Source organism: Labrys monachus (assembly GCF_030814655.1).
GTDB lineage: Bacteria > Pseudomonadota > Alphaproteobacteria > Rhizobiales > Labraceae > Labrys > Labrys monacha.
The window spans coordinates 245,343-266,706 of sequence record NZ_JAUSVK010000001.1; the positions used below are offsets into that span (position 1 = coordinate 245,343).

Annotated in this window: 23 protein-coding genes and 1 riboswitch; of the genes, 10 read left to right on the plus strand and 13 right to left on the minus strand. The window is 63.9% G+C overall.

Features of this window, described 5'->3' with window-relative positions; all coding sequences use genetic code 11:
* Positions 1 to 12: 12 nt before the first annotated feature.
* The 5 genes from J3R73_RS01110 to J3R73_RS01130 form a co-directional block, all read right to left on the minus strand.
* On the minus strand, positions 13 to 804 hold the full coding sequence (locus tag J3R73_RS01110; RefSeq protein WP_307421614.1) for an ABC transporter ATP-binding protein: 792 nt from the start codon (positions 802 to 804) through the stop codon (positions 13 to 15).
* A complete protein-coding gene (locus J3R73_RS01115; protein WP_307436982.1) occupies positions 801 to 1,829 on the minus strand; it encodes a FecCD family ABC transporter permease in 1,029 nt (342 codons plus the stop codon). The genes J3R73_RS01110 and J3R73_RS01115 overlap by 4 nt, the downstream gene beginning before the upstream one ends.
* Positions 1,829 to 2,839, minus strand: a complete 1,011-nt coding sequence (locus J3R73_RS01120; protein ID WP_307436984.1) for an ABC transporter substrate-binding protein — start codon at positions 2,837 to 2,839, stop codon at positions 1,829 to 1,831. Before J3R73_RS01120 ends, J3R73_RS01115 begins: the two co-directional genes overlap by 1 nt.
* 118 nt (positions 2,840 to 2,957) lie before the next feature.
* Complete coding sequence (locus J3R73_RS01125; protein WP_307436987.1) at positions 2,958 to 4,094, minus strand: ribonucleotide-diphosphate reductase subunit beta; 1,137 nt, start codon at positions 4,092 to 4,094, stop codon at positions 2,958 to 2,960.
* Positions 4,095 to 4,120: 26 nt separating this feature from the next.
* Positions 4,121 to 7,024 carry a ribonucleoside-diphosphate reductase subunit alpha gene (locus tag J3R73_RS01130; protein ID WP_307421615.1) on the minus strand — a complete coding sequence of 968 codons (2,904 nt, stop codon included), beginning with the start codon at positions 7,022 to 7,024 and terminating at the stop codon, positions 4,121 to 4,123.
* Positions 7,025 to 7,130: 106 nt separating this feature from the next.
* Positions 7,131 to 7,342: riboswitch (cobalamin riboswitch) on the minus strand.
* An 875-nt stretch (positions 7,343 to 8,217) separates the two neighbouring features.
* Here J3R73_RS01130 and J3R73_RS01140 point away from each other — a divergent pair.
* Positions 8,218 to 8,433 carry a helix-turn-helix transcriptional regulator gene (locus J3R73_RS01140; protein WP_307421616.1) on the plus strand — a complete coding sequence of 72 codons (216 nt, stop codon included), beginning with the start codon at positions 8,218 to 8,220 and terminating at the stop codon, positions 8,431 to 8,433.
* A 238-nt stretch (positions 8,434 to 8,671) separates the two neighbouring features.
* Positions 8,672 to 9,562 (plus strand): NAD-dependent epimerase/dehydratase family protein, encoded by an 891-nt coding sequence (locus J3R73_RS01145; protein WP_307421617.1) that lies wholly within the window; start codon positions 8,672 to 8,674, stop codon positions 9,560 to 9,562.
* A gap of 196 nt (positions 9,563 to 9,758) precedes the next feature.
* On the opposite strand, the gene J3R73_RS01150 is transcribed toward J3R73_RS01145, so the two are convergent.
* On the minus strand, positions 9,759 to 10,223 hold the full coding sequence (locus tag J3R73_RS01150; protein WP_307421618.1) for a GNAT family N-acetyltransferase: 465 nt from the start codon (positions 10,221 to 10,223) through the stop codon (positions 9,759 to 9,761).
* Positions 10,224 to 10,572: 349 nt separating this feature from the next.
* Here J3R73_RS01150 and J3R73_RS01155 point away from each other — a divergent pair, with 349 nt between their 5' ends.
* The 5 genes from J3R73_RS01155 to J3R73_RS01175 all read left to right on the plus strand — a co-directional run bounded on the left by J3R73_RS01155 (position 10,573) and on the right by J3R73_RS01175 (position 14,507).
* Positions 10,573 to 10,938, plus strand: coding sequence for a type II toxin-antitoxin system RelE/ParE family toxin (locus J3R73_RS01155; RefSeq protein WP_307421619.1), 366 nt, complete (start codon positions 10,573 to 10,575; stop codon positions 10,936 to 10,938).
* A complete protein-coding gene (locus tag J3R73_RS01160) occupies positions 10,928 to 11,260 on the plus strand; it encodes an XRE family transcriptional regulator (protein WP_307421620.1) in 333 nt (110 codons plus the stop codon). The genes J3R73_RS01155 and J3R73_RS01160 overlap by 11 nt, the downstream gene beginning before the upstream one ends.
* Positions 11,261 to 11,389: 129 nt before the next feature.
* On the plus strand, positions 11,390 to 11,629 hold the full coding sequence (locus tag J3R73_RS01165) for a hypothetical protein (RefSeq protein WP_307421621.1): 240 nt from the start codon (positions 11,390 to 11,392) through the stop codon (positions 11,627 to 11,629).
* Between the two features lie 21 nt (positions 11,630 to 11,650).
* Complete coding sequence (locus J3R73_RS01170; protein WP_307421622.1) at positions 11,651 to 13,795, plus strand: recombinase family protein; 2,145 nt, start codon at positions 11,651 to 11,653, stop codon at positions 13,793 to 13,795.
* A complete protein-coding gene (locus J3R73_RS01175; RefSeq protein WP_307421623.1) occupies positions 13,746 to 14,507 on the plus strand; it encodes a lysozyme inhibitor LprI family protein in 762 nt (253 codons plus the stop codon). Before J3R73_RS01170 ends, J3R73_RS01175 begins: the two co-directional genes overlap by 50 nt.
* Positions 14,508 to 14,582: 75 nt before the next feature.
* Here J3R73_RS01175 and J3R73_RS01180 read toward each other — a convergent pair whose 3' ends face one another.
* Complete coding sequence (locus tag J3R73_RS01180; RefSeq protein ID WP_307421624.1) at positions 14,583 to 14,957, minus strand: hypothetical protein; 375 nt, start codon at positions 14,955 to 14,957, stop codon at positions 14,583 to 14,585.
* 185 nt (positions 14,958 to 15,142) lie between these two features.
* Here J3R73_RS01180 and J3R73_RS01185 point away from each other — a divergent pair, with 185 nt between their 5' ends.
* Positions 15,143 to 15,529 carry a hypothetical protein gene (locus J3R73_RS01185; RefSeq protein WP_307421625.1) on the plus strand — a complete coding sequence of 129 codons (387 nt, stop codon included), beginning with the start codon at positions 15,143 to 15,145 and terminating at the stop codon, positions 15,527 to 15,529.
* Positions 15,530 to 15,710: 181 nt separating this feature from the next.
* Entirely contained in the window at positions 15,711 to 16,163 is a 453-nt protein-coding gene (locus J3R73_RS01190; protein WP_307421626.1) for a GNAT family N-acetyltransferase, read from the plus strand.
* 134 nt (positions 16,164 to 16,297) lie between these two features.
* On the opposite strand, the gene arsH is transcribed toward J3R73_RS01190, so the two are convergent.
* From arsH to J3R73_RS01215, 5 genes are all read right to left on the minus strand, one after another.
* Positions 16,298 to 17,014 (minus strand): arsenical resistance protein ArsH, encoded by a 717-nt coding sequence (arsH, locus tag J3R73_RS01195; protein ID WP_307421627.1) that lies wholly within the window; start codon positions 17,012 to 17,014, stop codon positions 16,298 to 16,300.
* Positions 17,011 to 18,066 carry an ACR3 family arsenite efflux transporter gene (gene arsB, locus J3R73_RS01200; RefSeq protein WP_307421628.1) on the minus strand — a complete coding sequence of 352 codons (1,056 nt, stop codon included), beginning with the start codon at positions 18,064 to 18,066 and terminating at the stop codon, positions 17,011 to 17,013. The genes arsH and arsB overlap by 4 nt, the downstream gene beginning before the upstream one ends.
* 9 nt (positions 18,067 to 18,075) lie before the next feature.
* Positions 18,076 to 18,501, minus strand: a complete 426-nt coding sequence (arsC, locus tag J3R73_RS01205; protein WP_307421629.1) for an arsenate reductase (glutaredoxin) — start codon at positions 18,499 to 18,501, stop codon at positions 18,076 to 18,078.
* Positions 18,501 to 18,863: an ArsR/SmtB family transcription factor gene (locus J3R73_RS01210; RefSeq protein ID WP_307436989.1), complete on the minus strand. Its 363-nt coding sequence runs from the start codon at positions 18,861 to 18,863 to the stop codon at positions 18,501 to 18,503. The genes arsC and J3R73_RS01210 overlap by 1 nt, the downstream gene beginning before the upstream one ends.
* Positions 18,864 to 18,946: 83 nt before the next feature.
* Complete coding sequence (locus J3R73_RS01215; RefSeq protein ID WP_307421630.1) at positions 18,947 to 19,459, minus strand: arsenate reductase ArsC; 513 nt, start codon at positions 19,457 to 19,459, stop codon at positions 18,947 to 18,949.
* Between the two features lie 266 nt (positions 19,460 to 19,725).
* Here J3R73_RS01215 and J3R73_RS01220 point away from each other — a divergent pair, with 266 nt between their 5' ends.
* Positions 19,726 to 20,541 (plus strand): tetratricopeptide repeat protein, encoded by an 816-nt coding sequence (locus J3R73_RS01220; protein WP_307421631.1) that lies wholly within the window; start codon positions 19,726 to 19,728, stop codon positions 20,539 to 20,541.
* Here J3R73_RS01220 and J3R73_RS01225 read toward each other — a convergent pair.
* Positions 20,497 to 21,243, minus strand: coding sequence for a hypothetical protein (locus tag J3R73_RS01225; RefSeq protein WP_307421632.1), 747 nt, complete (start codon positions 21,241 to 21,243; stop codon positions 20,497 to 20,499). The two genes, J3R73_RS01220 and J3R73_RS01225, sit on opposite strands and share 45 nt — an antisense overlap.
* Positions 21,244 to 21,364: the final 121 nt, after the last annotated feature.

Here is a 21,364-nt window from a genome sequence, read left to right on the forward strand (position 1 = left end):
CGTTCCAACAAATCAGGTCGCCCGATGGGGTCTGCACGGCGCGCCGTCCGGCCGGAAGCGGATCGCGCACCCTTCCGCGCCATGGTCTTCGATCACAGCATCGACGCCGAAGACCTCGCTGATGAGCGACGGTGTCAACACATTTTGCGGAGCCCCGATGGTCAGCAATGTACCGCCACGCAGGACGGCGATCCGATCGCAGAACATCGACGCGTGATTCAAGTCGTGCAGGGCTGCGACGACGGTCAGTCGCTGTTGCCGAACGAGATCGAGTAGAGCGATCTGATGGCCGATGTCGAGGTGATTGGTCGGCTCGTCGAGGAGCAGAATCTTCGGCTCTTGGGCGAGCGCGCGGGCAACGTGCACTCGCTGGCGCTCGCCGCCCGAAAGCGTATGCCAGAAGCGGTCGGCCAGGTGGGCCATGTCGACAGCCTGGAGCGCGGCGTCGACGATCGTCGCATCAACCGCCGACCACGGCGAGAGCGCGTCGAGATAGGGCGTGCGACCGAGTTCGACCGCTTGCCGTGCGGTGATGTGCTCAGTGGTCTCGGCCTGCTGCTCGACCAGAGCGATGCAGCGCGCCACTGTGCGGCGTCCAAAGCCAGCGAGCGGTGCACCGTCGAGTAGAATCTCGCCGATCTGAGGTCGCCGGATGCCGGAAAGAAGCGCGAGCAGACTGGTCTTTCCCGAGCCGTTGGGACCTATGATGCCGAGAAATTCACCCTGGGCGACGTCGAGCGACACGTCGCGCAAGATCCGGGTGCTGCCGGCAGACCAGGAAACGTTGCGGACGGAGAGTCTCATGAGCGGCTCCCCCCGCGCGCCAGGAGAAGGGCGAAGGCCGGAGCACCGACGAGCGCAGTGATCACTCCGACCGGCAGAACCTGGCCCGGGATGAGCGTGCGCGAGACGATGTCGGCGATAATCATGAACACTGCTCCGATCAGCGCCACCACTGGCAGGAGCACGATGTGCCGAAGACCCACCACCATCCGCGCCGCATGTGGAATGACGAGACCGACGAAGCCGATCGAGCCGACGATCGAAACCATCACCGCCGTCATCATCGCCGAAGTCGCGACCAGCAGGACATAGGTCCGCCGCACCGGGATGCCGAGAGAGGCGGCCGAGGCGGTACCGAACGTGAAGGCATCAAGTGCCCGCGCGTGCCAGAGGCAGACGAGGAGACCAGAGAGCACCGCCGGAACCGCAATATGGACATCCGGCCAGCGCACGCCGGAAAGATTGCCGAGCAGCCAGAACATGATGCCGCGCGTCTGTTCGGCGCTCGCCGCCTTGGTGATGATGAAGGAGGTGAGTGCGTGGAAAAGCTGCGACCCGGCGACGCCGGCAAGGATGACGGTACCTGTTCCCCGCCCGGCCCTGAGGGCGAGCAGGCTGACGAACGCTAAGGCGACGAGCGCCCCGATGAAGGCACCGACCGGCAGCGCCAACAAGCCACCGCCGACTCCGAGGATCGCCACCGACACGGCTCCCGCCGATGCGCCGGCGGAAATGCCGAGGATATAGGGATCGGCGAGCGGATTGCGCAGGAGCGCTTGCAACACCGCGCCGGAGAGCGCAAGCGCCGAGCCGCAGGAGGCAGCCACCACCGCGCGGCTGAGGCGGTAGCTCCACACGATACCCTCGTCGAGGGGCTCCAAGGGGTAGCCAGCGCCGAACAGACGGTTCGCCACCGTCTTTGCGACGACGGGAAAGGGTATCTCGGTCTCTCCGATAGCTGCTCCGAGCCAGAGTGCGGCGACGAGAAGAGCGAGCGCCAGAACAGCAGCGCCCGCCCGTCCCACGAGATGCCCGAGGATGACCATCACCGGGCGAGCCCCGCCGAAGCAATGGCCTCGGCGACGACCTCGATGCCCTGGATGGTCCGCAGCGTCGGGTTCATGGCCTGCGCGTCGAGTTCGAAGACATGGCCGTTCCTGACCGCCGGCATCAGGCTGGTGACGGGATCGGTAGCGAGAAACCTGCGCTTGGCTTCGATGGCGTCGAGCGGAAAGCGCTGACGATCCAGCTTTCCGGCGACGATGATCGTCGGATCGGCTTTGGCGATGGTCTCCCAGCCGACATTCGGCCACTCGTCATCGGCTTCAATCACATTGCGCAGGCCGAGCACCGACATGATGTAGGCTGGTGCACCCTTTCGGCCGGCGACGTAAGGATCGCCGTCTTTCGGGCTCGAGAACCAGAAGACGGCAGACACCTGGCCGCTGGCCGCTGCGATCTTGGTGCGTGCTGCCACCACTCGTGCCTCGAGGCTGGTGACGGCTGCCTCGCCCCTCCCCTGAACGTCATAGATCCGGGCGAGATCTCGGATCTCGCGATAGATCAGGTCCAGTGAAAAGGCCGCGACGCGTGAGCCGTCACTGACACCTGCATTGTTCTTGCCGGTGCAGTCCGATGGCGAGATGTAGACGGGGATGCCGAGTTCCTCGAACTGCTCGCGCTTGGCGACCTCGCCCTTGGGGCCGACTTGCCACAGGAACTGGGCGGTGATGAAGTCCGGTTTTTTCGACAGGACCTTCTCGAAGCTCGGATTGTCTTTGGAGAGGCGCTCGATCTTGGCGTCGACAGCCTCGTATTCCGCAAGGACGGGGGCGATCCAACGCGCCGTGCCGACCATCCGGTCGGATAAACCGAGCATGTAGAGGATTTCCGCGCTGCCCTGGCCGATGGCGACCGTACGCGAAGGAGCTTGTTTGAACGTGATCGCGTGACCGCAATTGTCGAGGGTGAGCGGATAACGGGTCGGCCCGGCGAATGCCCCAGATGACGGGAGACCGAAAAGGGCAACGGCGCTCAGGAGCGCGGAAAACCTCATGACGGTATGGATGAGCATACGGGGTCCTTTCTGTTCCGGAGAGTGATGGGCGTGCGTTGGACGAACCAGCTGCACCAAGACAGAATGTTATGTTATAACGTATCTTTTGACAACACGATCAGTCCCAGGCGAGGGTCCCGCCATTCTGGTATTCGATGACGCGGGTCTCGAAGAAGTTCTTCTCCTTCTTCAGGTCCATCGTCTCGCTCATCCACGGGAACGGATTCTCGGCCTCTCCGAAGACGAATGCGAGACCGAGCTGGGCGCAGCGGCGGTTGGTGATGAAGTGCATGTATTGCTCACAGAGCGCGGCGTTGAGGCCGAGGAAACCGCGCGGCATGGTATCCCGTCCATAGGCGGCTTCGAGTGCGGCGGCTTCTTTCAACATCCCGCGCACCTCGTCTTGGAATTGCGCCGTCCACAGATGCGGATTTTCGTGTCTGATCTGGTTGATGACGTCGATGCCGAAGTTGAGGTGGATGCTCTCGTCGCGTAGGATGTACTGATACTGCTCGGCGATGCCGACCATCTTGTTGCGTCGGCCGAGCGACAGGATCTGCGCAAACCCGGTGTAGAACCACATGCCCTCGAACACGACGTAGAAGGCGACGAGATCGCGCAGAAACTTTTGATCCGCCTGCGGCGTCCCGGTCTCGAATGTCGGATCGTCGAGGGTCTGGGTGTACTTCAGCGCCCAGGCGGCCTTGTCCGTGATGGACGGCACCTCTCGATACATGTTGAACAGCTCACCCTCATCGAGGCCGAGGCTTTCCACGATGTACTGGAAGGTGTGGGTGTGCACCGCTTCCTCGAATGCCTGGCGCAACAGATATTGCCGGCATTCGGGGTTGGTCAGGTGACGGTAAATGGCCAGTACGATGTTGTTGGCGACGAGGCTTTCCGATGCCGTGAAGAAGCCGAGGTTGCGCTTGATGGCGCGGCGCTCGTCCTCTGTCAGCCCGTCGCGCGATTTCCACAGCGAGATGTCGGCCTGCATAGAGACCTCGGTGGGCATCCAGTGGTTGTTGCAGGCGGAGAGATACTTTTCCCAGGCCCACTTGTACTTGAGCGGAAGCAGCTGATTGACGTCGGCACGGCAGTTGATCATCCGCTTCTCATCGACGCTCACGCGACCGCCGGAGCGGTCGATGTCGCCAAGGCCAGTGGCATCTCCGGTGGCATCGGCGGGCGGAGGCGCGGCAGGGCGAAGGATGGGGAAAGCGGCAGGCGGGTTCGGGTCTGACCAGTCGGGCATCGTCATGGGTCCTCGGTTAAGGCCGCTCACTGGCAGACTTCGCAGGTGGGATCATCGAGCGAGCAAGCGTTCGGCACGGTCGGGCCGTTGACTGGCGGCATCTCGACCAGGATGGGGGTGGCCGACGTGCCGCCGACCGCGACAGCGTTGAGCTTGCCGTCCGTGCCCTTCAGGGTGGACTTTTCCACATGGGTGGCGCTGAGGCCGCGCAGGTAATAGGTCGTCTTCAGACCCAGCCGCCAGGCGAGGCGATAGGCTTCGTCGAGCTTCCGGCCCGAGGGTTGGGCCATGTAGAGATTGACCGACTGGCCCTGATCGATCCATTTCTGCCGGCGCGCGGCGGCGCGGATCAGCCATCTCGGTTCGATCTCGAAGGAGGTGGCGTAGAGCGCCTTGAGATCGTCCGGCACGCGGTCGATCCCGCTGACCTTGCCGTCATAGTATTTGAGGTCGGAGACCATGACCTCGTCCCAGAGCCCGCGCGCCTTCAGGTCGCGAACAAGGCCGGCGTTCACGACGGTAAAATCGCCCGACATGTTCGCCTTGACGTAGAGATGACTGTAGGACGGCTCGATCGATTGCGAGACGCCGACGATGTTCGAGATCGTCGCGGTCGGCGCGATCGCCATGCAGTTCGAGTTGCGCATGCCCGTCGTCTTGACGCGCTGGCGCAGTCCCGCCCAGTCCTGCGTCGAGGAACGGTCGAGCTCGACATCGCCGTCGCGCGCCTCGCTGAGTATCTCCAGCGAGTCGATTGGCAGGATGCCCCTCGACCAGAGCGACCCCTCGAAGCTCGGATAGTGTCCGCGCTCGGCGGCGAGATCGACCGAAGCGGAGATGGCATAAAAGCTGATCGCCTCCATGGAGGTGTCGGCGAAGCTGACGGCTGCGTCCGAAGCCGCCGGCAGGCGCAGCGTCTGAAGCGCATCCTGGAACCCCATCAGTCCAAGCCCCACCGGGCGGTGGCGCAGGTTCGAGCGGCGCGCTTCGGGGATGGTGTAGAAATTGATGTCGACGACGTTGTCGAGCATCCGCATCGCGGTCTTCACCGTCTTCGCCAGCCGCGCCTGATCGAGCCCGTCCACCCTGACATGGGCCGCGAGGTTGACCGAGCCGAGATTGCAGACCGCGACCTCGTCGGCGGAGGTGTTCAGCGTGATCTCGGTACACAGGTTCGAGGAATGCACCACGCCGACATGGCTTTGCGGTGATCTTAGATTGCATGTGTCCTTAAAAGTAATCCAAGGGTGTCCAGTCTCGAACAGCATGGTCAGCATCTTGCGCCAGATGTCGACTGCCGCCACCCGCTTGAACACCTTGATCTCCCCGCGTCCGGCCTTCTCCTCATAGGTCTCGTAGGCCGTCTTGAACGGCTTGCCATAGAGGTCGTGCAGGTCCGGCACTTCGTCGGGCGAAAACAGGGTCCATTGCCCCCCGGCCTCCACCCGCTGCATGAACAGGTCGGGAATCCAGTTGGCGGTGTTCATGTCGTGGGTGCGGCGGCGGTCGTCGCCGGTGTTCTTCCGGAGGTCAAGGAACTCCTCGATGTCGACATGCCAGGTCTCGAGATAGGCGCAGACCGCCCCCTTGCGCTTGCCGCCCTGGTTGACCGCGATGGCGGTATCGTTGGCCACTTTCAGGAATGGCACGATACCTTGGCTCTCGCCGTTGGTGCCCTTGATGTAGGCCCCGAGGCCGCGCACCGGCGTCCAGTCATTGCCGAGCCCGCCGGAATACTTGGCGAGCAAGGCGTTGTCCTTCACCGCCTTGAAAATGCCGTCGAGGTCGTCGGCGATCGTGGTCAGGAAGCAGGAGGAGAGCTGCGGCCGGAGCGTGCCGGCGTTGAACAAGGTCGGCGTCGAGGCCATGAAATCAAAGGAGGAGAGCAGGTCGTAGAATTCGATGGCTCGCGCCTCCCTGTCGATCTCGCGCAGCGCCAGCCCCATGGCGACCCGCATGAAGAAGGCCTGGGGCAACTCGAAGCGATTTCCACGCATGTGCAGGAAGTAGCGGTCGTAGAGCGTCTGGAAGCCGAGATAATCGAACTCGAGGTCACGCGCAGGTTCGAGCGCGGCAGCAAGTCGGGCGAGGTCGAAGCGGTCGAGTTCGGGATCGAGCCGTTCGTTGGCGATGCCGGTCTTCACATAGGCGCAGAAATAGTCGCCGTAACGTTCCGCCATCTCCGCCTGCGTCGCCTGTTCCGGCCGGCCGGCGACAAAGCTCAGAGCCTCGCGGCGCAGCTTGTCGAGCAGCAGGCGGGCACTGACCTTGGAATAGTTGGGCTCGGTCTCCACCAGTGTGCGCGCCGCCAGGATGGGGGCCTGTGCCAGTTCGTCGAGCGTGATACCGTCATAGAGATTGCGTTGCGCCTCCGTGAGGACCGCGTCGGGCGAGACGCCGTCGAGCCCAGTGCAAGCCTCGCCGATGACGATTGAGAGGCGGCCGGCATCCAGTGGCACCCGTGCGCCGTCGGCGGTCCTCACATGCAGCACGACGGTGACATCACCAGCCGGATGGGCCGCGGCGAGGGCCTTCGCGCGTTCCCGCGCCCGCTCATCGCGATAGAGCACATAAGCCCGGGCGACCTTGTGATACTCCCCGCGCATCAGGGCCAGTTCCACCTGGTCCTGCACATCCTCGATATGGAAGGTCCGGCCGATGCCGGGGCGGCGGGTTAGGTTCGCCACGATCTGGTCGGTCAGCCCGGCGACGATGTCGTGGATGCGGCGGGATGCGGCGGCGGACGGCCCTTCTACGGCCAAAAACGCCTTGGTCAAGGCGACCGCGATCTTGGCGGTATCGAACGGCGTCACCGCGCCATTGCGGCGGATGAGCTGATAGCCGGGCGCGCTAGCGACCGCCTCAACGTCAGGGGCCGTCGTGTAAGGTCTGTGGTTGCCATTGTCATGGCGTTCGGCTGTAGCTGGCATCATCATCCCCGATGAATGTGGGGACGGAGAGCAGGCGGACGCGTGCCACGACACGGGAGGCACATGCCGCCCAAAGCAAGCGCCTCACCGGAACACCCCGCCCGTGGACGTACATAGTGTCGCGGCAGGTCTCCTGGCTCGCGGGTCATCATCCTTGTACGTCTTCCCAAGGCTTTGCGGCCTCAGTGACATGGCTGAACAAGAACTCGCCACTTACAGTTGCGGGGGCAGCGCCGGCCTTGCGATAGAGCGCACCGACTTCCCTCTTAGCTTCCACGTCTTAACAGACTAGGAAGAACCACGATGTCTACATTTAGTGACAATTTATGGCGCCATGTCAATAGGTGGTGAGCTGTTTTGTCGAACGGCTACGAAAACAGGTCGCATCCGCTCCGTACGCAGGAGACGAGCTCGTCACCTCGCAAACAAAAAGCGGTTCCGGTGCGCCACATTATGATCGATTTTTCGCTTGAAGGTATGTTCTCAGGTCACCACTCGTCTCTTGGGATCCAGGTTGCGAGGGTGCGACCAAAGCGCAGCAATAGGCCAATCCATCAATCGGCGACCTCGTCCAACTTCCCGTCCTTGGCCTCGAAACGCTTCTGAAACCCCGGCTGAATCAGTCCGGTGCCGGACCACTCGATCAAGGGCGTGCCGGCGGGACTTGGCTTGCGCAAATAGTTTGCCGCAGCCTTGGGATCGCCAGCTCCGGCGTAGGACGCGATGAAGGGATCTGGCGGGCTATGAGCGCTTTCTGCTCGAGACGCTGCTCAAGATGCCGGGGGGCTGCGATATCCGCAGCAACTCCGCCATCCAGACCGTGAAGGCGCAAGCGCCGCTTCCGTTGAATCATCTGCCAAAGGAAGACATCGTACAGAAGCTCTGACTTCCGACGCGGGCTTACTCCAAATCCAACGAAAAGTGCCCGTGCTGGTCCTGCGTCGAGCGATGAATAAATCTCGCGGCTCTCTCAGGCGATGGCTTGTATTGACGGATCGCTTCCGCGTCGCCGGGAGCGAAGTCTGAGGGCTGATTCGGGCGGCTCAGACAAAAAACCGGGCTCTCGAAACAGCCGATTCTTGCCCTTACTTCGCTATGGTACTCTGACGCTAAATATTTCTTGCACAAAGATAATTCCTTGCTCCCTCTGGCTCGGGAGCCGTCAGGAACCGCCAGTGCGAGGCATCGCCACCATGCGAGAACCAGACCGTATCATCCGTCTCAAAACCGTCCTCGCCAGGACCGGTCTGTCCCGATCCACGCTCTACCGCAAGATCGCCGAGGGCACGTTCCCGGCCCAGCTCAGGATCAGCACCAACGGCTCCGGCTGGCACGAATCCGACGTCGACCGATGGATCGCCGATCCCGTGAAATGGCGGCCGGGGAGCGAAGGCGGCGAGAGGCGGTGACGCAGGAGACGGCACGAACAACGGATTGGGTGTCGGCCCTCTTTTCCACGCTTGGCGCTTCATCGGGGTCGCGCGCGAGCCGGGCAGCATTCTTGGCGCTTTGGGTTCCGGCCGGGTCGAGATCTCGGCGGACGTTGCCATTATCGCGGAAGTCCCTATTCTGCACCGGAGTGGGTATCGAGCGCGAAAGACCGACAAAGTTCGGGAGTTTTGCGACAGACTTTCTTGAAAGTTTCACATGCGCATAGTGCTTACGGGTAGTTCCGGACGGGTCGGTCGGGCCATTTTCAGGGCCTTGGCGGAGCAACACAAGGTCGTTGGGGTCGATCGCTCTCCCTTTTCCACCACCCATGTCGTCGGAGACTTCGCCAGCGAAGCGCTACTATACTCCGCTTTGAAGGGCGTGGATGCCGTTATCCATACGGCTGCGCTCCATGCTCCGCATGTCGGTATTATTCCAGATGAGGAGTTTCAGCGCATCAACGTGGAGGGAACCCGACTTGTCGTAAAGGTGGCGATTGCCGCTGGCGTGAAACGGCTGATCTTCACCAGCACGACAGCCTTATATGGGCGTGCTGTTTCTCCCGGCTCATGCACATGGATAGACGAGAATACGACCCCTCTACCGAAGAGCATCTATCATCGGACGAAACTCGAAGCCGAGCGCCTTCTGGAAGGCATGGCCTGTTCTGAATTGGCCGTGCGGGTTTTGCGCATGTCCCGCAGCTTTCCGGAGCCGGGCGATGTGATGGCTACCTATCGGCTACATCGTGGGGTTGATGTTCGGGACGTGGCCGATGCCCACTTGGCCGCGCTGACGAACGGCGGGCCGCACTTCCGGCGCTATATCATCTCGGCCGCCACCCCTTTCGCAATGCAGGATTGCCCGACTTTGGCCTCGGACGCGGAATCCCTTGTCAGGCTGCGTGCACCAGCTCTTGCCGCCGAGTTCGACCGGAGAGGGTGGAGCCTCCCAAGCTCCATCGACCGCGTATATGATTCCGCTCAGGCCGAGCGTGCGCTTGGATGGCACCCCCGCTTTGGCTTTAGCGAGGTGCTGGCGCAAATGGACCGACGTAGTCTGGAAGTCTTGCCCTGCGGCTCGGTTATTAACAGGAAAGCGGAGTAGAATTTTCGCAGAGATGATGACGTCGTTCCGAAGGCAATATTTATGTGGCGTTTTCAAGGTACAAGGCAGGTGTAATGCAGGTCTCTAAGAATAACCCTCTGTGCCGTGTTGAAGATCTCATGTCGCGGAAATTCTGATTTTTGGAGACTATTAACATGGCGAAGAAAAGGATGGTCGGTTCGACCGAACTGCGCCCTTAGAACTCGCGGTTCATGATCGTCATCGCATCACCTTGTCTCGTGACCGTTTCGACCGCAATCCAACCCGCCTTCGCATAGAGCTTGGCCGCGCCGGTCGTGAAAAGCCATAGTCGGTCGATCCCCTTTTCTCTTGCCTTGGCTTCCAGTCCCTGCACAAGGCGCAAACCGTGTCCGCGTCCCCGGAACGGCTCGGCAACATACAAATCGGCCAGCCAGGGATTGAGGTTGGGTCTGATCTCCAGATCGTTCTCCGCCAGAGTCACCATTCCGACGGGTTCGCGTTCCTCCAATAGAACAAAGGTGCGTGGAAGGTGCTCACGACTGGACGCGCGCTCACGCTCATATCGGAGCACGTCCTGCAAAGCGATGCCCCGCTCCTTGAAAAAGCCTTGCCAACGCCAGCGCCCGGTCACAGGCACAAGCTCGGAATGGTCGTGCGTCGATACGATGCAGTAAGTCAATCTGGGACCTCGCAAAATGCAATCACGCCACGAATACGGTCTTGCTCTGCCGATTGGTAGTCTATGCTTTCAGCCTGCCTGATCGGAATTCCCTCCTGGGTGTTGACGACGAGTTTGCCTGCTTTGCCGATGGGGCCAGACCGGTTCCAGCCCGTCAAGGCCGAGCCGCTACGCGGTGGCGCGTGCCGCGCCAGCCCTGACTGCCTGTCCCCGGTCCGGCAAGGGCTTTCCAAGCAGACCAGGACGGATTGTGAGCGCCAGCGCTCCAATGCCGACCGAAGGGCGAGCGGCGGCGGGGGCCTCTGATAAGGCTCTTGTTGAAAGTCTCTTTATGGAATAATATTCCCTCATGCAATGGCCGGTCGAATATACGGACGAGTTCGGCGCTTGGTGGGACGGCCTCGCCGAGTCCGAGCAGATCAGCATCGACGCCCACGTCCGCAAGCTGGAACAGCGCGGCCCCAATCTGCCGTTTCCCTATTCGAGCGGCATCAGCGGTTCGCGCCACGCCCATATGCGGGAACTGCGCGTGCAGAGTGGAGGCAAGCCCATGCGGGTGTTCTATGCCTTCGATCCGCGCCGCTCGGCCATCCTGCTGATCGGGGGCGACAAGACCGGCGACAAGCGTTTCTACGAAACGATGATCCCGGTGGCCGATGCTCTCTATGACGAGCATCTGGCCGAACTGGAAAAGGAAAAGGACGATGGCCGGTAGGAGAACCTTCGCGGAGCTTCGCGCCCGCATGACACCGGCGGCGCAGGCGGCGGCCGAAGCGGAGGCCGTGCGCCTCGGCGCGGAAATGGACCTCGGCGAGATGCGGCGAGCCATGAAGCTGTCGCAGGAGGAAATCGGCCAGACACTCCAGATCAATCAGGGCTCGGTCGCCAAGATCGAGAAGCGCGCGGACATGTATGTCAGCACCCTGCGCCGCTTCATCGAAGCGATGGGCGGGGAGTTGGAAATCGTCGCCCGCTTCCCCGACCACGCCGTCAAGATCAAGAACTTCTCCGATCTGTCGGAGAAACCGCAGGGTTGAGATCGGCGGATGACCGCCGATTGCCGACGTTTCTTCGCTGTGGCTCTCCGACCGTATTATACATTTTCACAGCCCGATTTTGCTGTCGCTTCATGCCTGTTTGTCTCCAAAAGCAGGGCGAGAAGTGGCATGGTAGACGACAGCAAACGACCACTGATGCGATCGCCCCCGGCCAACGACAACGGTCGGGAACCGGGCGGCGAGATTGATGCCGCCGGCCCGTCGCAGCGGTTGGACCGGGTGGTGCTCGACATCGCCCGGCTGATCGGCCGTCAAATGGCGCGGGAAGACTTCGAGCGGCTGCGCGCCGACAACGACAACCAGCCTCGCAGCGCCGGGACCGGCGACGGCGAGGCCGACGAGGACTGACCGACCTTTACCGGAGACGCCATGACCCGCCATCTTGCCCCCCGCGTCGCGCTCTATGCCCGCTATTCCTCCGACAATCAGAGCGAGGCGTCGATCGAAGACCAGTTCCGGATCTGCCGCGAGCACGCGCGCCGGGAACGCTGGGAGATCGTCGGGTCTTATGAGGATGCGGCGATCTCGGGCGCGAGCACGGTGTTGCGCTCGGGCATCCAGCGCCTCATCCGTGACGCCCAGCGCGGTGAATTCAAGATCGTGCTGGCCGAGGCGCTCGACCGCATCAGCCGCGATCAGGCCGACGTGGCGACGCTCTACAAGCATCTGAAGTTCGCCGGTATCACCATCGTCACCATGGCCGAAGGAGAAATCTCCGAACTGCATGTCGGCCTGAAGGGCACGATGAACGCGCTGTTCCTCAAAGACCTCGCGATGAAGACCCATCGCGGCCTGCGCGGTCGCGTCGAGAAGGGCAAGGCCGGCGGCGGCCTCTGCTACGGCTACAAGGTGGTGAAGCGGTTCGACGCGGCGGGCGAGCCGATCCGGGGCGACCGGGAAATCATCCCGCAAGAGGCCGACACCATCCGCCGTATCTTCCGGGACTTCGCCAGCGGCAAGAGCCCGAAGGCGATTGCGGTCGATCTCAATCGCGAGGGCGTTCCCGGTCCGCTCGGCCGCGCCTGGGGCGACACCAGCATTCGCGGTCACGTCACGCGCGGCACCGGCATCGTCAACAACGAACTCTATGCCGGTGTGCTGGTGTGGAACCGCCAGCGTTTCGTCAAGGACCCGTCGACCGGCAAGCGCGTCTCGCGTCCCAACCCGGAAAGCGCCTGGATCAGGACGGAAGTGCCGCATCTCAGGATCGTCGATGATGCGCTCTGGAGCGCCGCCCGGGCGCGGCAGAAGCAGATCTCCGCGCTGTTCGGCCCCAACCCGGCCAATACGCTGGAAGGGCGGATGAAGCGGCTGCATCTGGCGAACCGGCCGGTCTCCCTTCTTTCCGGGCTGCTCACCTGCGGCTGTTGTGGCGGCAAGTTCGGCATCATCACGCCGAACCGCTATGGCTGTCTCAACCATCATCGGCGCGGCACCTGCGACAACAACCACACCATCACCCGCGACAAGATCGAGGCGCGTGTGCTCGCCGGTCTCAAGGAGAAGCTGGTGTCGTCGGAGGCCGTCGCGGCGGCGGTTCGCGCCTATGCCGAAGAGATGAACCGGCTGAACCACGACCGCCGGGCGCAGGCCGAGGTCGATCGCCGAGCGCTCGTCAAGATCGACAAGGCGATAGCCGGGATCATGGCGGCGATCGAGGACGGCCTCTATCAGCCGTCGATGAAGGCGCGGATGGAAGACCTCGAACGGCAGAAGGCGGAGATCGGCGAACGCCTGTCGCAGGCTCCGGTCGACATTCCCGACGTTCACCCCAACATCGCCAACGCCTACCGGCTGCGCATCGATCGCTTCACCGAAGCGCTCGACGACCCGGACGGCGGTCGGCAGGCGGCGGAAGCGCTGCGCTCGCTGATCGGGGAGATCGTGCTCACCCCCGGCGAGAAGCGCGGCGAAGTCCATGCCGAGCTACGCGGCGAGCTGTTCGGGATTCTCGATTTCATCAAAGACGAGCAAAATCAAAGCACTACCGCTTTTATGCCAGCGGTCGCAGCGTGCCCCCGCAACCAACGATTCCAACAAAGCCCTCGTCCGTATGAAACCGGACGAGGGCTTTTTGCGCTCCAATCAACGCAACGCACCAGGCGCAGTAGTAAGCGTGCCGTGAACCGCGTCTTGCCGGCGGTCCCGGATGCAGGCGATATCGCGAGTATGAGCACAGCGATCGGACAGGAAGTGTCCACTTCAGGGATGGTGGACACCCCTGAAGCGGGACGAAGCGATAGTCGGCGTCGGCGGCCGTACGCTTACGATCGCGCGCCGCCGATCAGTGTGGCGCTGCGCGCCCGTCCCGCGGCGCGAATGTGCTCGACCGTAGCGGCTTCGAACGGCGCCGTCCTGCCAGGGACGTTGTCTCCTTCTGATGGCGGCGGTCTTGGCAATCGTCGTCTTCGTGTCGCCAGCCCATGCGATAGACTGTCGCAAGGCCTCGACCCCCATCGACCATATGATCTGTGCCGACAAGCGGCTTCAGAAGGCCGACGCCGCCATGGGTGAAGCGTATGCGACCATCCTGAAGGCCACGGTGGACGCGGAGATCCGCAGCGCGCTCGTTGCCAGCCAGAAACGATGGCTGTCTCGCCGGGACGAACAGCTCGGTCAAGTGAACGAGAACGACGCCTCCGGCGAGGACTCCCGCGGAATCCTGCTGCAGGCCATGCAGGACCGCACCAGGGATCTGGCCCGCCGCTCCGATACCGATCCGAAGCTGCCGCGCCTGGTCGCGATCATGCTCGAGCAACAGAAATTCGCGGCACAGTTCACAGGCGGCGCTTTCGCCGGCTTCGACACCTCCTGCGACTTTCTGCCCGGAGGCGGCCGCTACAGTTACGGATGCTTCGCCATTCAGCACTATCAGAACCGCGATCGGGTCTGCACGCTGGATCAGGATTGGGCGAGCGGCAGCGTCTATGAGAAGCATGCGGTCGCTGAAGTCGTCGACGGCCGGTTGAAAACGATCGCGACCTGTTCGATCGGGGGGGACGACGACAATCCCTGTCCGGGCGCCGAGGCCCAATCGGGCCAGAGCGCGAGCTGGAATATTCATCCCAAAGTCTCGTCCGGGGCGGGCAATCCGCCCGCTCATCCTCTTCCCCGGCTGGATGCCGACGTGAACGCCGAAACCGATGCGCCGTGGCTGCACGCCTGCCTGACGGACAGTGCTTATCCGCTGGCCGATCCGGCCAGCGGCGGCTCAGGGGCGCCGTAATGACGAAGCCATCCGGGGAGCGGACGCATGAGACCGATCGCGTCGTCGGGGCGCAGCGTCAGCCTTGCCGCTCCGTCAGCGGGCCATGAAGAGGCCCTGGTTGACCGTTCTGTCGTAGCACTCCTCGGAAAAGCCGGGATGCCCCTGGCGGAGCCTGTGGATGCTCTCCGGATATGTCAGTCGATTCGAGAGCACATCGTCGCCGGCCTGATAGGCGTCCTGCAGGAGTGCAATCACCCGGCGACAGGCGTCGCTGATTTCGCTCTCCGAAAAGCGATTTCTCAGGACATCCAGATCGATCGGAAGCGGGTGAGGAAGGGGGCCGAACCGCCGATCAAAGTCGCTATAGGAAATAACAGCAAACGCTGCATCCAGCAGCCCGGCGTTCAGCGCTTGTCTCTCGACCCTGGCGCGGGCCGTGGTTTGAAGCTGTTCGCTCCCTTCGTCCATAGGACATCTCAGAGCTGTTTCATTCGGCAAGGTTACACATAATCGATGGAGGTATCGATGAAGGTTCTCCGCGACCGTCGCGAGATTGCCGCCGGTGTCGCCTTGCTCGTCGCGAAGCGGCTGCTTTTCGGAGCCGGAATGCCATCCTCCGTACGACGCCAACTCGACATTGGAGAAAATTCGTAATGCATAGCCGACTTGCAGGCCTTCTCGTCACGGGGCTCATTGTGCTCAATACGCCAGCGATCGCGGCCGAAGGCCGGGCGCGCGATAGCGCCGATCCCAGCGAGATTGCGGAAAGGACGCGATCGTTCGAACAGGATCTGACGGGTTTCGGCCTCCCGGCCGGTTTGACGTGTTCGTCGCTGGTCGAGGTTCTCAGCGACGCCGGAGGCCAGGACCAGAGCTTTGGCGGCATCTGCGCCATGCGACTGCGGGGTAAGAAGCCGGCCACGATCATGCTCTGCAACGATACGACGGTCGGGAGGCTGACAATCAAGGCTTACGGCTTCACCGAAGACAAAAGCGACTTGGTGAACTTCACGGCCGCCAATTGCCCGGCAGGCGGCTGACGGCCGCCGGGCGAGGGCGTGACGGCGTCGGCTGGATGGAGATCCCATCGCTTGCCTCTGCCTCGGAGACCGCACCTCTCTCAGCCGCCAGCCGACTCTTGCGCGTCGGCCCGGCGCGGTCCAGAAGATACCCTTATTCCGCTCAGTCGTGCGGGACGCTGCGCCGGAAAGAGGACGAGGCATGCACCTGCTGGTGAACGAAACGCGCTCCTATCATTGGCACAGGGACGGCTACACGATCAGCACCGATCGGAGCCGCCTCGACATGGACATGATCACGCGTTTCCTCGCCGAGGAGGCCTATTGGTCCCCGGGAATCCAGCCGGAACTGGTCGTGAAGGCGATCAACGGCTCCATACCCTTCGGACTCTACGACGATCGGGGCGACCAGGCGGGGTTCGCCCGCGTCGTCACGGACGGCTCTCTCTTCGCCTATCTGCGGGATGTCTTCGTCCTCAAGGATCATCGCGGCAAGGGCCTCGGACGATGGCTTGCGGAGGCTGCCGTGGAGCACCCCGACCTCAGCACGGTCAAGGGGTGGATGCTCGCCACGGACGACGCGCATGCCGTGTATGCAAAAGTGGGGTTTCAGCCGCTGAAACGGCCCGATTGGTACATGCAGATCGTGCGCTGAGGCGTTTCGTCGCCACGGCCCTGTCCATCGACGGCGGTCCGCGGCGGCGCTGAACACCGAGACCCCGGCGCCGGAAAGCGGGCGCTGCGGCGGGACATTCCGCACAGGCGAGAACCAGCCGCGTCCCGGGGCCGTCAGATCGAGGCGAGCCTGACCCGTGCCTCCAGCTTCGCGGCTGCTTCCTTGCGCTCGCTGTAGCGGTCCGTCAGGCAGGCGGAGACGTCCCGCGTCAGCAGCGTGAACTTCACCAGCTCCTCCATGACGTCGACGACACGGTCGTAAGAGGAAGACGGCTTCATCCGGCCGTCCGGCTCGAACTGCTCGAAGGCCTTGGCGACGGAAGACTGATTGGGGATGGTGATCATCCGCATCCAGCGGCCGAGAATGCGCAGCTGGTTGACGGCATTGAACGACTGGGATCCGCCGCTGACCTGCATGACCGCGAGGGTGCGGCCCTGCGTCGGGCGGATCGCCCCGATGGCGAGGGGAATCCAGTCGATCTGCGCCTTCATGACGGCGCTCATCGCGCCATGACGCTCGGGACTGCACCAGACCTGGCCCTCGGACCAGAGCGACAGCTCGCGCAGTTCGCGGACCTTGGGATGATCGGCCGCCGCCGCATCCGGGAGTGGCAGGCCGTCGGCGTGGAATACCCGGGTTTCGGCACCGAAATGGCGCAACAGGCGCTCGGCCTCCAAGGTCAGCAGGCGGCTGTAGGAGCGTTCGCGCAGCGAGCCGTAGAGCAGGAGAATGCGCGGCGGATGCGTGGAGAAACGCGGCGGCTGCAGATCCCCGAGGGTTGGAATAGCGAGGGCCCCGGCCTCGACATTCGGCAGGTCGACGGTCTTCATGGCCGGGCTCCCGACGGCGCCGACCGGCGGGCGCCGCGATCGTACCAGCCGCGGCTGCCATTGACGATCCACACCACCGTCAGCATCACCGGAACCTCGATCAGCACGCCGACGACCGTCGCCAGCGCCGCGCCGGAATGAAAGCCGAACAGGCTGATCGCCGCGGCGACGGCGAGCTCGAAGAAGTTGCTGGCGCCGATGAGGGCCGAGGGGCCGGCCACGCAATGTTCCTCGCCGGCGAGCCGGTTGAGGACATAGGCGAGGCCGGCGTTGAAATAGACCTGGATGAGGATCGGCACCGCGAGCAGCGCGATCACCACCGGCTGGGCGATGATCTGCTCGCCCTGGAAACCGAACAGCAGGACGAGGGTCGCGAGCAGCGCCAGCAGCGAAACCGGCCCGATCCGCGCCAGCAAGCCGGCGAGGGCGGCCTCGCCGCCGGAAACGAGGACCTGGCGCCGGATGAGCTGCGCGATGATCACGGGCACGACGATATAGAGGATGACCGAGAGCGTCAGCGTATCCCAAGGCACGGTGATCGCCGACAGGCCGAGCAGCAGGCCGACGATCGGCGCGAAGGCGACGATCATGATGGCGTCGTTGAGCGCCACCTGGCTGAGCGTGAAATGCGGCTCGCCGCGCGTCAGGTTCGACCAGACGAACACCATGGCGGTGCAGGGCGCCGCCGCCAGGAGGATGAGGCCGGCGATGTAGGAATCGATCTGTCCCGCCGGCAGATAGGGGCGGAAGAGGTAGCCGACGAAAAGCCAGCCGAGCGCCGCCATCGAGAACGGCTTGACGGCCCAGTTGATGAACAGCGTCACGCCGATGCCGCGCCAGTGCCGGCCCACGGTCTTCAGCGCGGCGAAGTCGATCTTCATGAGCATGGGAATGATCATGAGCCAGATCAGCACGGCAACAGGCAGGTTGACCTTGGCGAGCTCGAGTGAGCCGATCGCCTGGAACAGGCCGGGCAGGGCGTGGCCGAGGGCGACGCCTGCGACGATGCACAAGGCGACCCAGACGGTCAGGTAGCGTTCGAAGCGGGACATGGTCGGTTCCTATGCCGCGCCGATGCGGCGGCCGTGCTCGTCGACGACGCGCTCGCCGTCTTCCTTGACGAAGGCGCCGCGCTGCGGCGGCAGCAGGTCGAGAACCTGTTCGGAAGGCCGGCACAGCCGCACGCCCTTCGGCGAGACCACGATGGGACGGTTGATCAGGATCGGATGGGCCATCATCGCATCGAGAAGCGCGTCGTCGCTCAGCGCCGGATCGGACAGGCCGAGCTCGGCGAAGGGCGTTCCCTTTTCGCGCAGCAAGGCGCGCACGGGAATGCCCATGCGCTCGATCAATTGACGCAGGAGGGCGCGGGCCGGCGGCGTCTTGAGATATTCGATGACATGCGGCTCGACGCCGGCATTGCGGATCAGCGCCAGCGTGTTGCGCGAGGTGCCGCAATCGGGGTTGTGGTAGATGATGACGTCCATCAGGCGGGAACCTTTTCGGTGCTTTCGGCCGGGCAGCATGCGGAGATATCCGCGATCAAAGGCGCGCAGATCTCCGCATGCCCGCCGCAGCAATCCTTGAGCAGGAACGCCAGGACATTCCTGAGCTTGTCGAGGTCGGCGCGGTAGATGATCAGGCGGCTTCTGCGCTCGGGCCGGATCAGACCGGCCCGCGTGAGAATGCCCAGATGCGTCGACATCGTATTGTGCGGAACGGCCGTCTGCCGGGCGATCTCGCCGGCAGGCAGCCCTTCGGGCTCGTGTTGAACCAGCAGGCGGAACACGTCGAGACGGGTTCCCTGTGCGAGGGCCGCGAGGGCCGAGATGGTTTCTTGCGTGTCCATGATGCCAGAATAGAAGACGCATGGACGTGTCACAAGCACAGGACGATGGCCCGGCGGATCGTCGGACAGGCGCAAGGGAGGCATCATCCGGCTTCGGCCAGATCGCCGCGGCCGATGTCGCGAAGGCGTGAGCCGAGAGCGACGGCGTCGAGCGTCGCCAAGGGGAGGGCGGTGAAGATGGCGATGCGGTTCTTCAGATAGCGCAGCGCCGTCACGAATGCCCTTTCCTTGTCGATATCGGTGCCTTCGACGGCTGCGGGATCTTCGATGCCCCAATGCGCGGTCATCGGCTGCCCCGGCCACAGGGGGCAGGTTTCGCCGGCCGCATCGTCGCAGACGGTGAAGACGAAATCCATCACCGGCGCTCCGGGCGCCGCGAACGTCTCCCAGCTCTTGGAGCGTAAGCCCTGCGTCGGATAGCCGGCGCGCTCCAGCACGCGAAGAGCGAAGGGATTGACAGCGCCTTTCGGGTGGCTTCCGGCCGAAAAGGCCCTGAACCGGCCGCGCCCCTCGTGGTTCAGGACGGCTTCCGCCAGGATCGAACGAGCCGAATTGCCGGTGCAGAGGAACAGGACGTTGTAGAGGGGGTCGCTCATGGTTGCCTCCCGACCTGGCGCCCGTCGTGCGCCTCTATAGGTCGTTATATCGAGACTAGCCGACATGTGGAGCGATTGCAATGGCAAGCTTCGGCCGTCGCATGCGCCCGCACCCGGAGGCCTCACGCCCGGGCCGCATCGCTTTCGCCGAGCGCAGGGATCTCGTTTTGCGGCGCGATGCTCTATAATCCTAGCCGACAACGGCAGATCCCTGCTCTTCGATGCGAGGGGCGGGGCCGGCACGACACGCACGGGAACGCTCTCCAATGGACAAGCCTCGCAACGGCGATCCGGCTGTGATGACGGTGCCGGCCGACCCGCTGCAGGGCCGCCCTCACGAAGCGAGGGCGCTTCTGCAACGCTCTCTCGCGGCCAGGCCCGACCATGTCCCGACATGGCTCGCCTTCGGCCGGCTCGCTCGCAGGATGGGGAACGATGCCGAGGCCCTCGCGGCCTTCGAGCGGGCTTTTCACCTGGCGCCCGCTTCCCCCGAGCCGGCGTTCCTGCTCTGCGCCGCCTTGCTGCGAGCGGGCAATCCCAGGGCGCAAGCCATGCTCGGCATGCTCCTCGCGCGCTTCCCGCAGGAAGCCGGCGGGTGGGAGGAACTGGGCGACGCGCTCTTGAAGCTCGACAAGCTGGAGGCGGCCCTGGTCTGCTTCATGCGCGCAGGAGAGGCGGCGCCGAGCTTCGCATCGGCGATGCGGCGGGGATTGGTCCTCAGGGAACTCGGACGGGCCGGCGAGGCCGCCATCGCCTTCGAGCAGGCCGTGACCCTGGACCCGACCTCCTCCCGCGGCTGGTTCCTGCTGGGCGCGAGCCTGCAGGACGCACGCAATCTCGGCCCTGCCGCCGCCGCCTATCGCGAGGCGCTGGCCGTCGATCCCGCTCTTGTCGAAGCCGTCGTCAACCTCGGGACGGTCCTGCAGGAGATGGGCGACCTTGAGGCCGCCAAAGCGGCCTATGGCGAGGCGGTGCGGATGCACGCCCCGGCGTTCGGCCGCATCGCCCAGGCGATGACATCCTCGCCCAAGGGCGAATTATGGCTCGATCTCGCCGCTTTGCGGCACGCCCTTGTCGGATGAGCGCGGCCTTTTTGCCCGCAGCGATTTCCTGTACAGGCCTTTCGTGCTCATCAGCATGCGCGCCGTGCGGTCGTAGCGCCGGCTGTCGTCGGGCGAAAAGGCTTCGAATGCCAGGTCGAGCGGTGCGCGCGAGACCGGGAAGCACTGGGCCACGGGCGTGCCTTTCGGCAGGACCCCCTCGAAGTCCTGCGCCACCCACACGGCCGGGAACAGGATGCCGACATCGGTGAACCGGTCGGAATCGACCATGCCGGTCAGCAGCCGGAAAGGCAGATCGTCGCGATTGACCGGATGGGTTGCGAACAGCGAATAGCCGGGCTCCAGCTCGATCGTCCAGAAGCTGTTGAACTTGACGATCGCCCGGTCGCCGCGATGGAAGGGCGTGCCGGTAACCTGGGCGGGAACGTGGAACGAGATCGGCGACCGCGGATGCGAATCGACCGACAGCGGCGGCAGGTCCCAGTCCCAGGAGAGCCGGCCCTGGCCGACCGTGACATCGCAAGGCAGCGTGACGACGAAGCCATGCGCCATCGCGTCGACGAAGGGAGGGCATTGCTTGACCGTGCGCACGTCGGCGTCGTGAACATGCGAAAACGCGTCGGACGGCATGGAGCGGAGCCAGTCGGGCAGCATCATCCGGGCCGGAGCCGGCCGCTCGAGCCGGTCGATCAAGGCGGGATCGCAGCGGAAGATGATGCGCATGGCGGCAGGCTACTCTCTCGGAGCGGCCGGGGAAAGGCGCCCGGACCTCCGGACCACCCGGCATGGGCACAGACGGCAAGAGGTTCGCGGCAAGGCGCCGGACCCGCCGCGAGAAACGGCC

Coding starts and splice junctions, on each gene's coding strand:
- J3R73_RS01110 (WP_307421614.1), bottom strand. CDS start 804: ATGAGACTCTCCGTCCGCAACGTTTCCTGGTCTGCCGGCAGCACCCGG.
- J3R73_RS01115 (WP_307436982.1), bottom strand. CDS start 1,829: ATGGTCATCCTCGGGCATCTCGTGGGACGGGCGGGCGCTGCTGTTCTG.
- J3R73_RS01120 (WP_307436984.1), bottom strand. CDS start 2,839: ATGAGGTTTTCCGCGCTCCTGAGCGCCGTTGCCCTTTTCGGTCTCCCG.
- J3R73_RS01125 (WP_307436987.1), bottom strand. CDS start 4,094: ATGCCCGACTGGTCAGACCCGAACCCGCCTGCCGCTTTCCCCATCCTT.
- J3R73_RS01130 (WP_307421615.1), bottom strand. CDS start 7,024: ATGCCAGCTACAGCCGAACGCCATGACAATGGCAACCACAGACCTTAC.
- J3R73_RS01140 (WP_307421616.1), top strand. CDS start 8,218: ATGCGAGAACCAGACCGTATCATCCGTCTCAAAACCGTCCTCGCCAGG.
- J3R73_RS01145 (WP_307421617.1), top strand. CDS start 8,672: ATGCGCATAGTGCTTACGGGTAGTTCCGGACGGGTCGGTCGGGCCATT.
- J3R73_RS01155 (WP_307421619.1), top strand. CDS start 10,573: ATGCAATGGCCGGTCGAATATACGGACGAGTTCGGCGCTTGGTGGGAC.
- J3R73_RS01160 (WP_307421620.1), top strand. CDS start 10,928: ATGGCCGGTAGGAGAACCTTCGCGGAGCTTCGCGCCCGCATGACACCG.
- J3R73_RS01165 (WP_307421621.1), top strand. CDS start 11,390: ATGGTAGACGACAGCAAACGACCACTGATGCGATCGCCCCCGGCCAAC.
- J3R73_RS01170 (WP_307421622.1), top strand. CDS start 11,651: ATGACCCGCCATCTTGCCCCCCGCGTCGCGCTCTATGCCCGCTATTCC.
- J3R73_RS01175 (WP_307421623.1), top strand. CDS start 13,746: ATGATCTGTGCCGACAAGCGGCTTCAGAAGGCCGACGCCGCCATGGGT.
- J3R73_RS01180 (WP_307421624.1), bottom strand. CDS start 14,957: ATGGACGAAGGGAGCGAACAGCTTCAAACCACGGCCCGCGCCAGGGTC.
- J3R73_RS01185 (WP_307421625.1), top strand. CDS start 15,143: ATGCATAGCCGACTTGCAGGCCTTCTCGTCACGGGGCTCATTGTGCTC.
- J3R73_RS01190 (WP_307421626.1), top strand. CDS start 15,711: ATGCACCTGCTGGTGAACGAAACGCGCTCCTATCATTGGCACAGGGAC.
- arsH (WP_307421627.1), bottom strand. CDS start 17,014: ATGAAGACCGTCGACCTGCCGAATGTCGAGGCCGGGGCCCTCGCTATT.
- arsB (WP_307421628.1), bottom strand. CDS start 18,066: ATGTCCCGCTTCGAACGCTACCTGACCGTCTGGGTCGCCTTGTGCATC.
- arsC (WP_307421629.1), bottom strand. CDS start 18,501: ATGGACGTCATCATCTACCACAACCCCGATTGCGGCACCTCGCGCAAC.
- J3R73_RS01210 (WP_307436989.1), bottom strand. CDS start 18,863: ATGGACACGCAAGAAACCATCTCGGCCCTCGCGGCCCTCGCACAGGGA.
- J3R73_RS01215 (WP_307421630.1), bottom strand. CDS start 19,459: ATGAGCGACCCCCTCTACAACGTCCTGTTCCTCTGCACCGGCAATTCG.
- J3R73_RS01220 (WP_307421631.1), top strand. CDS start 19,726: ATGGACAAGCCTCGCAACGGCGATCCGGCTGTGATGACGGTGCCGGCC.
- J3R73_RS01225 (WP_307421632.1), bottom strand. CDS start 21,243: ATGCGCATCATCTTCCGCTGCGATCCCGCCTTGATCGACCGGCTCGAG.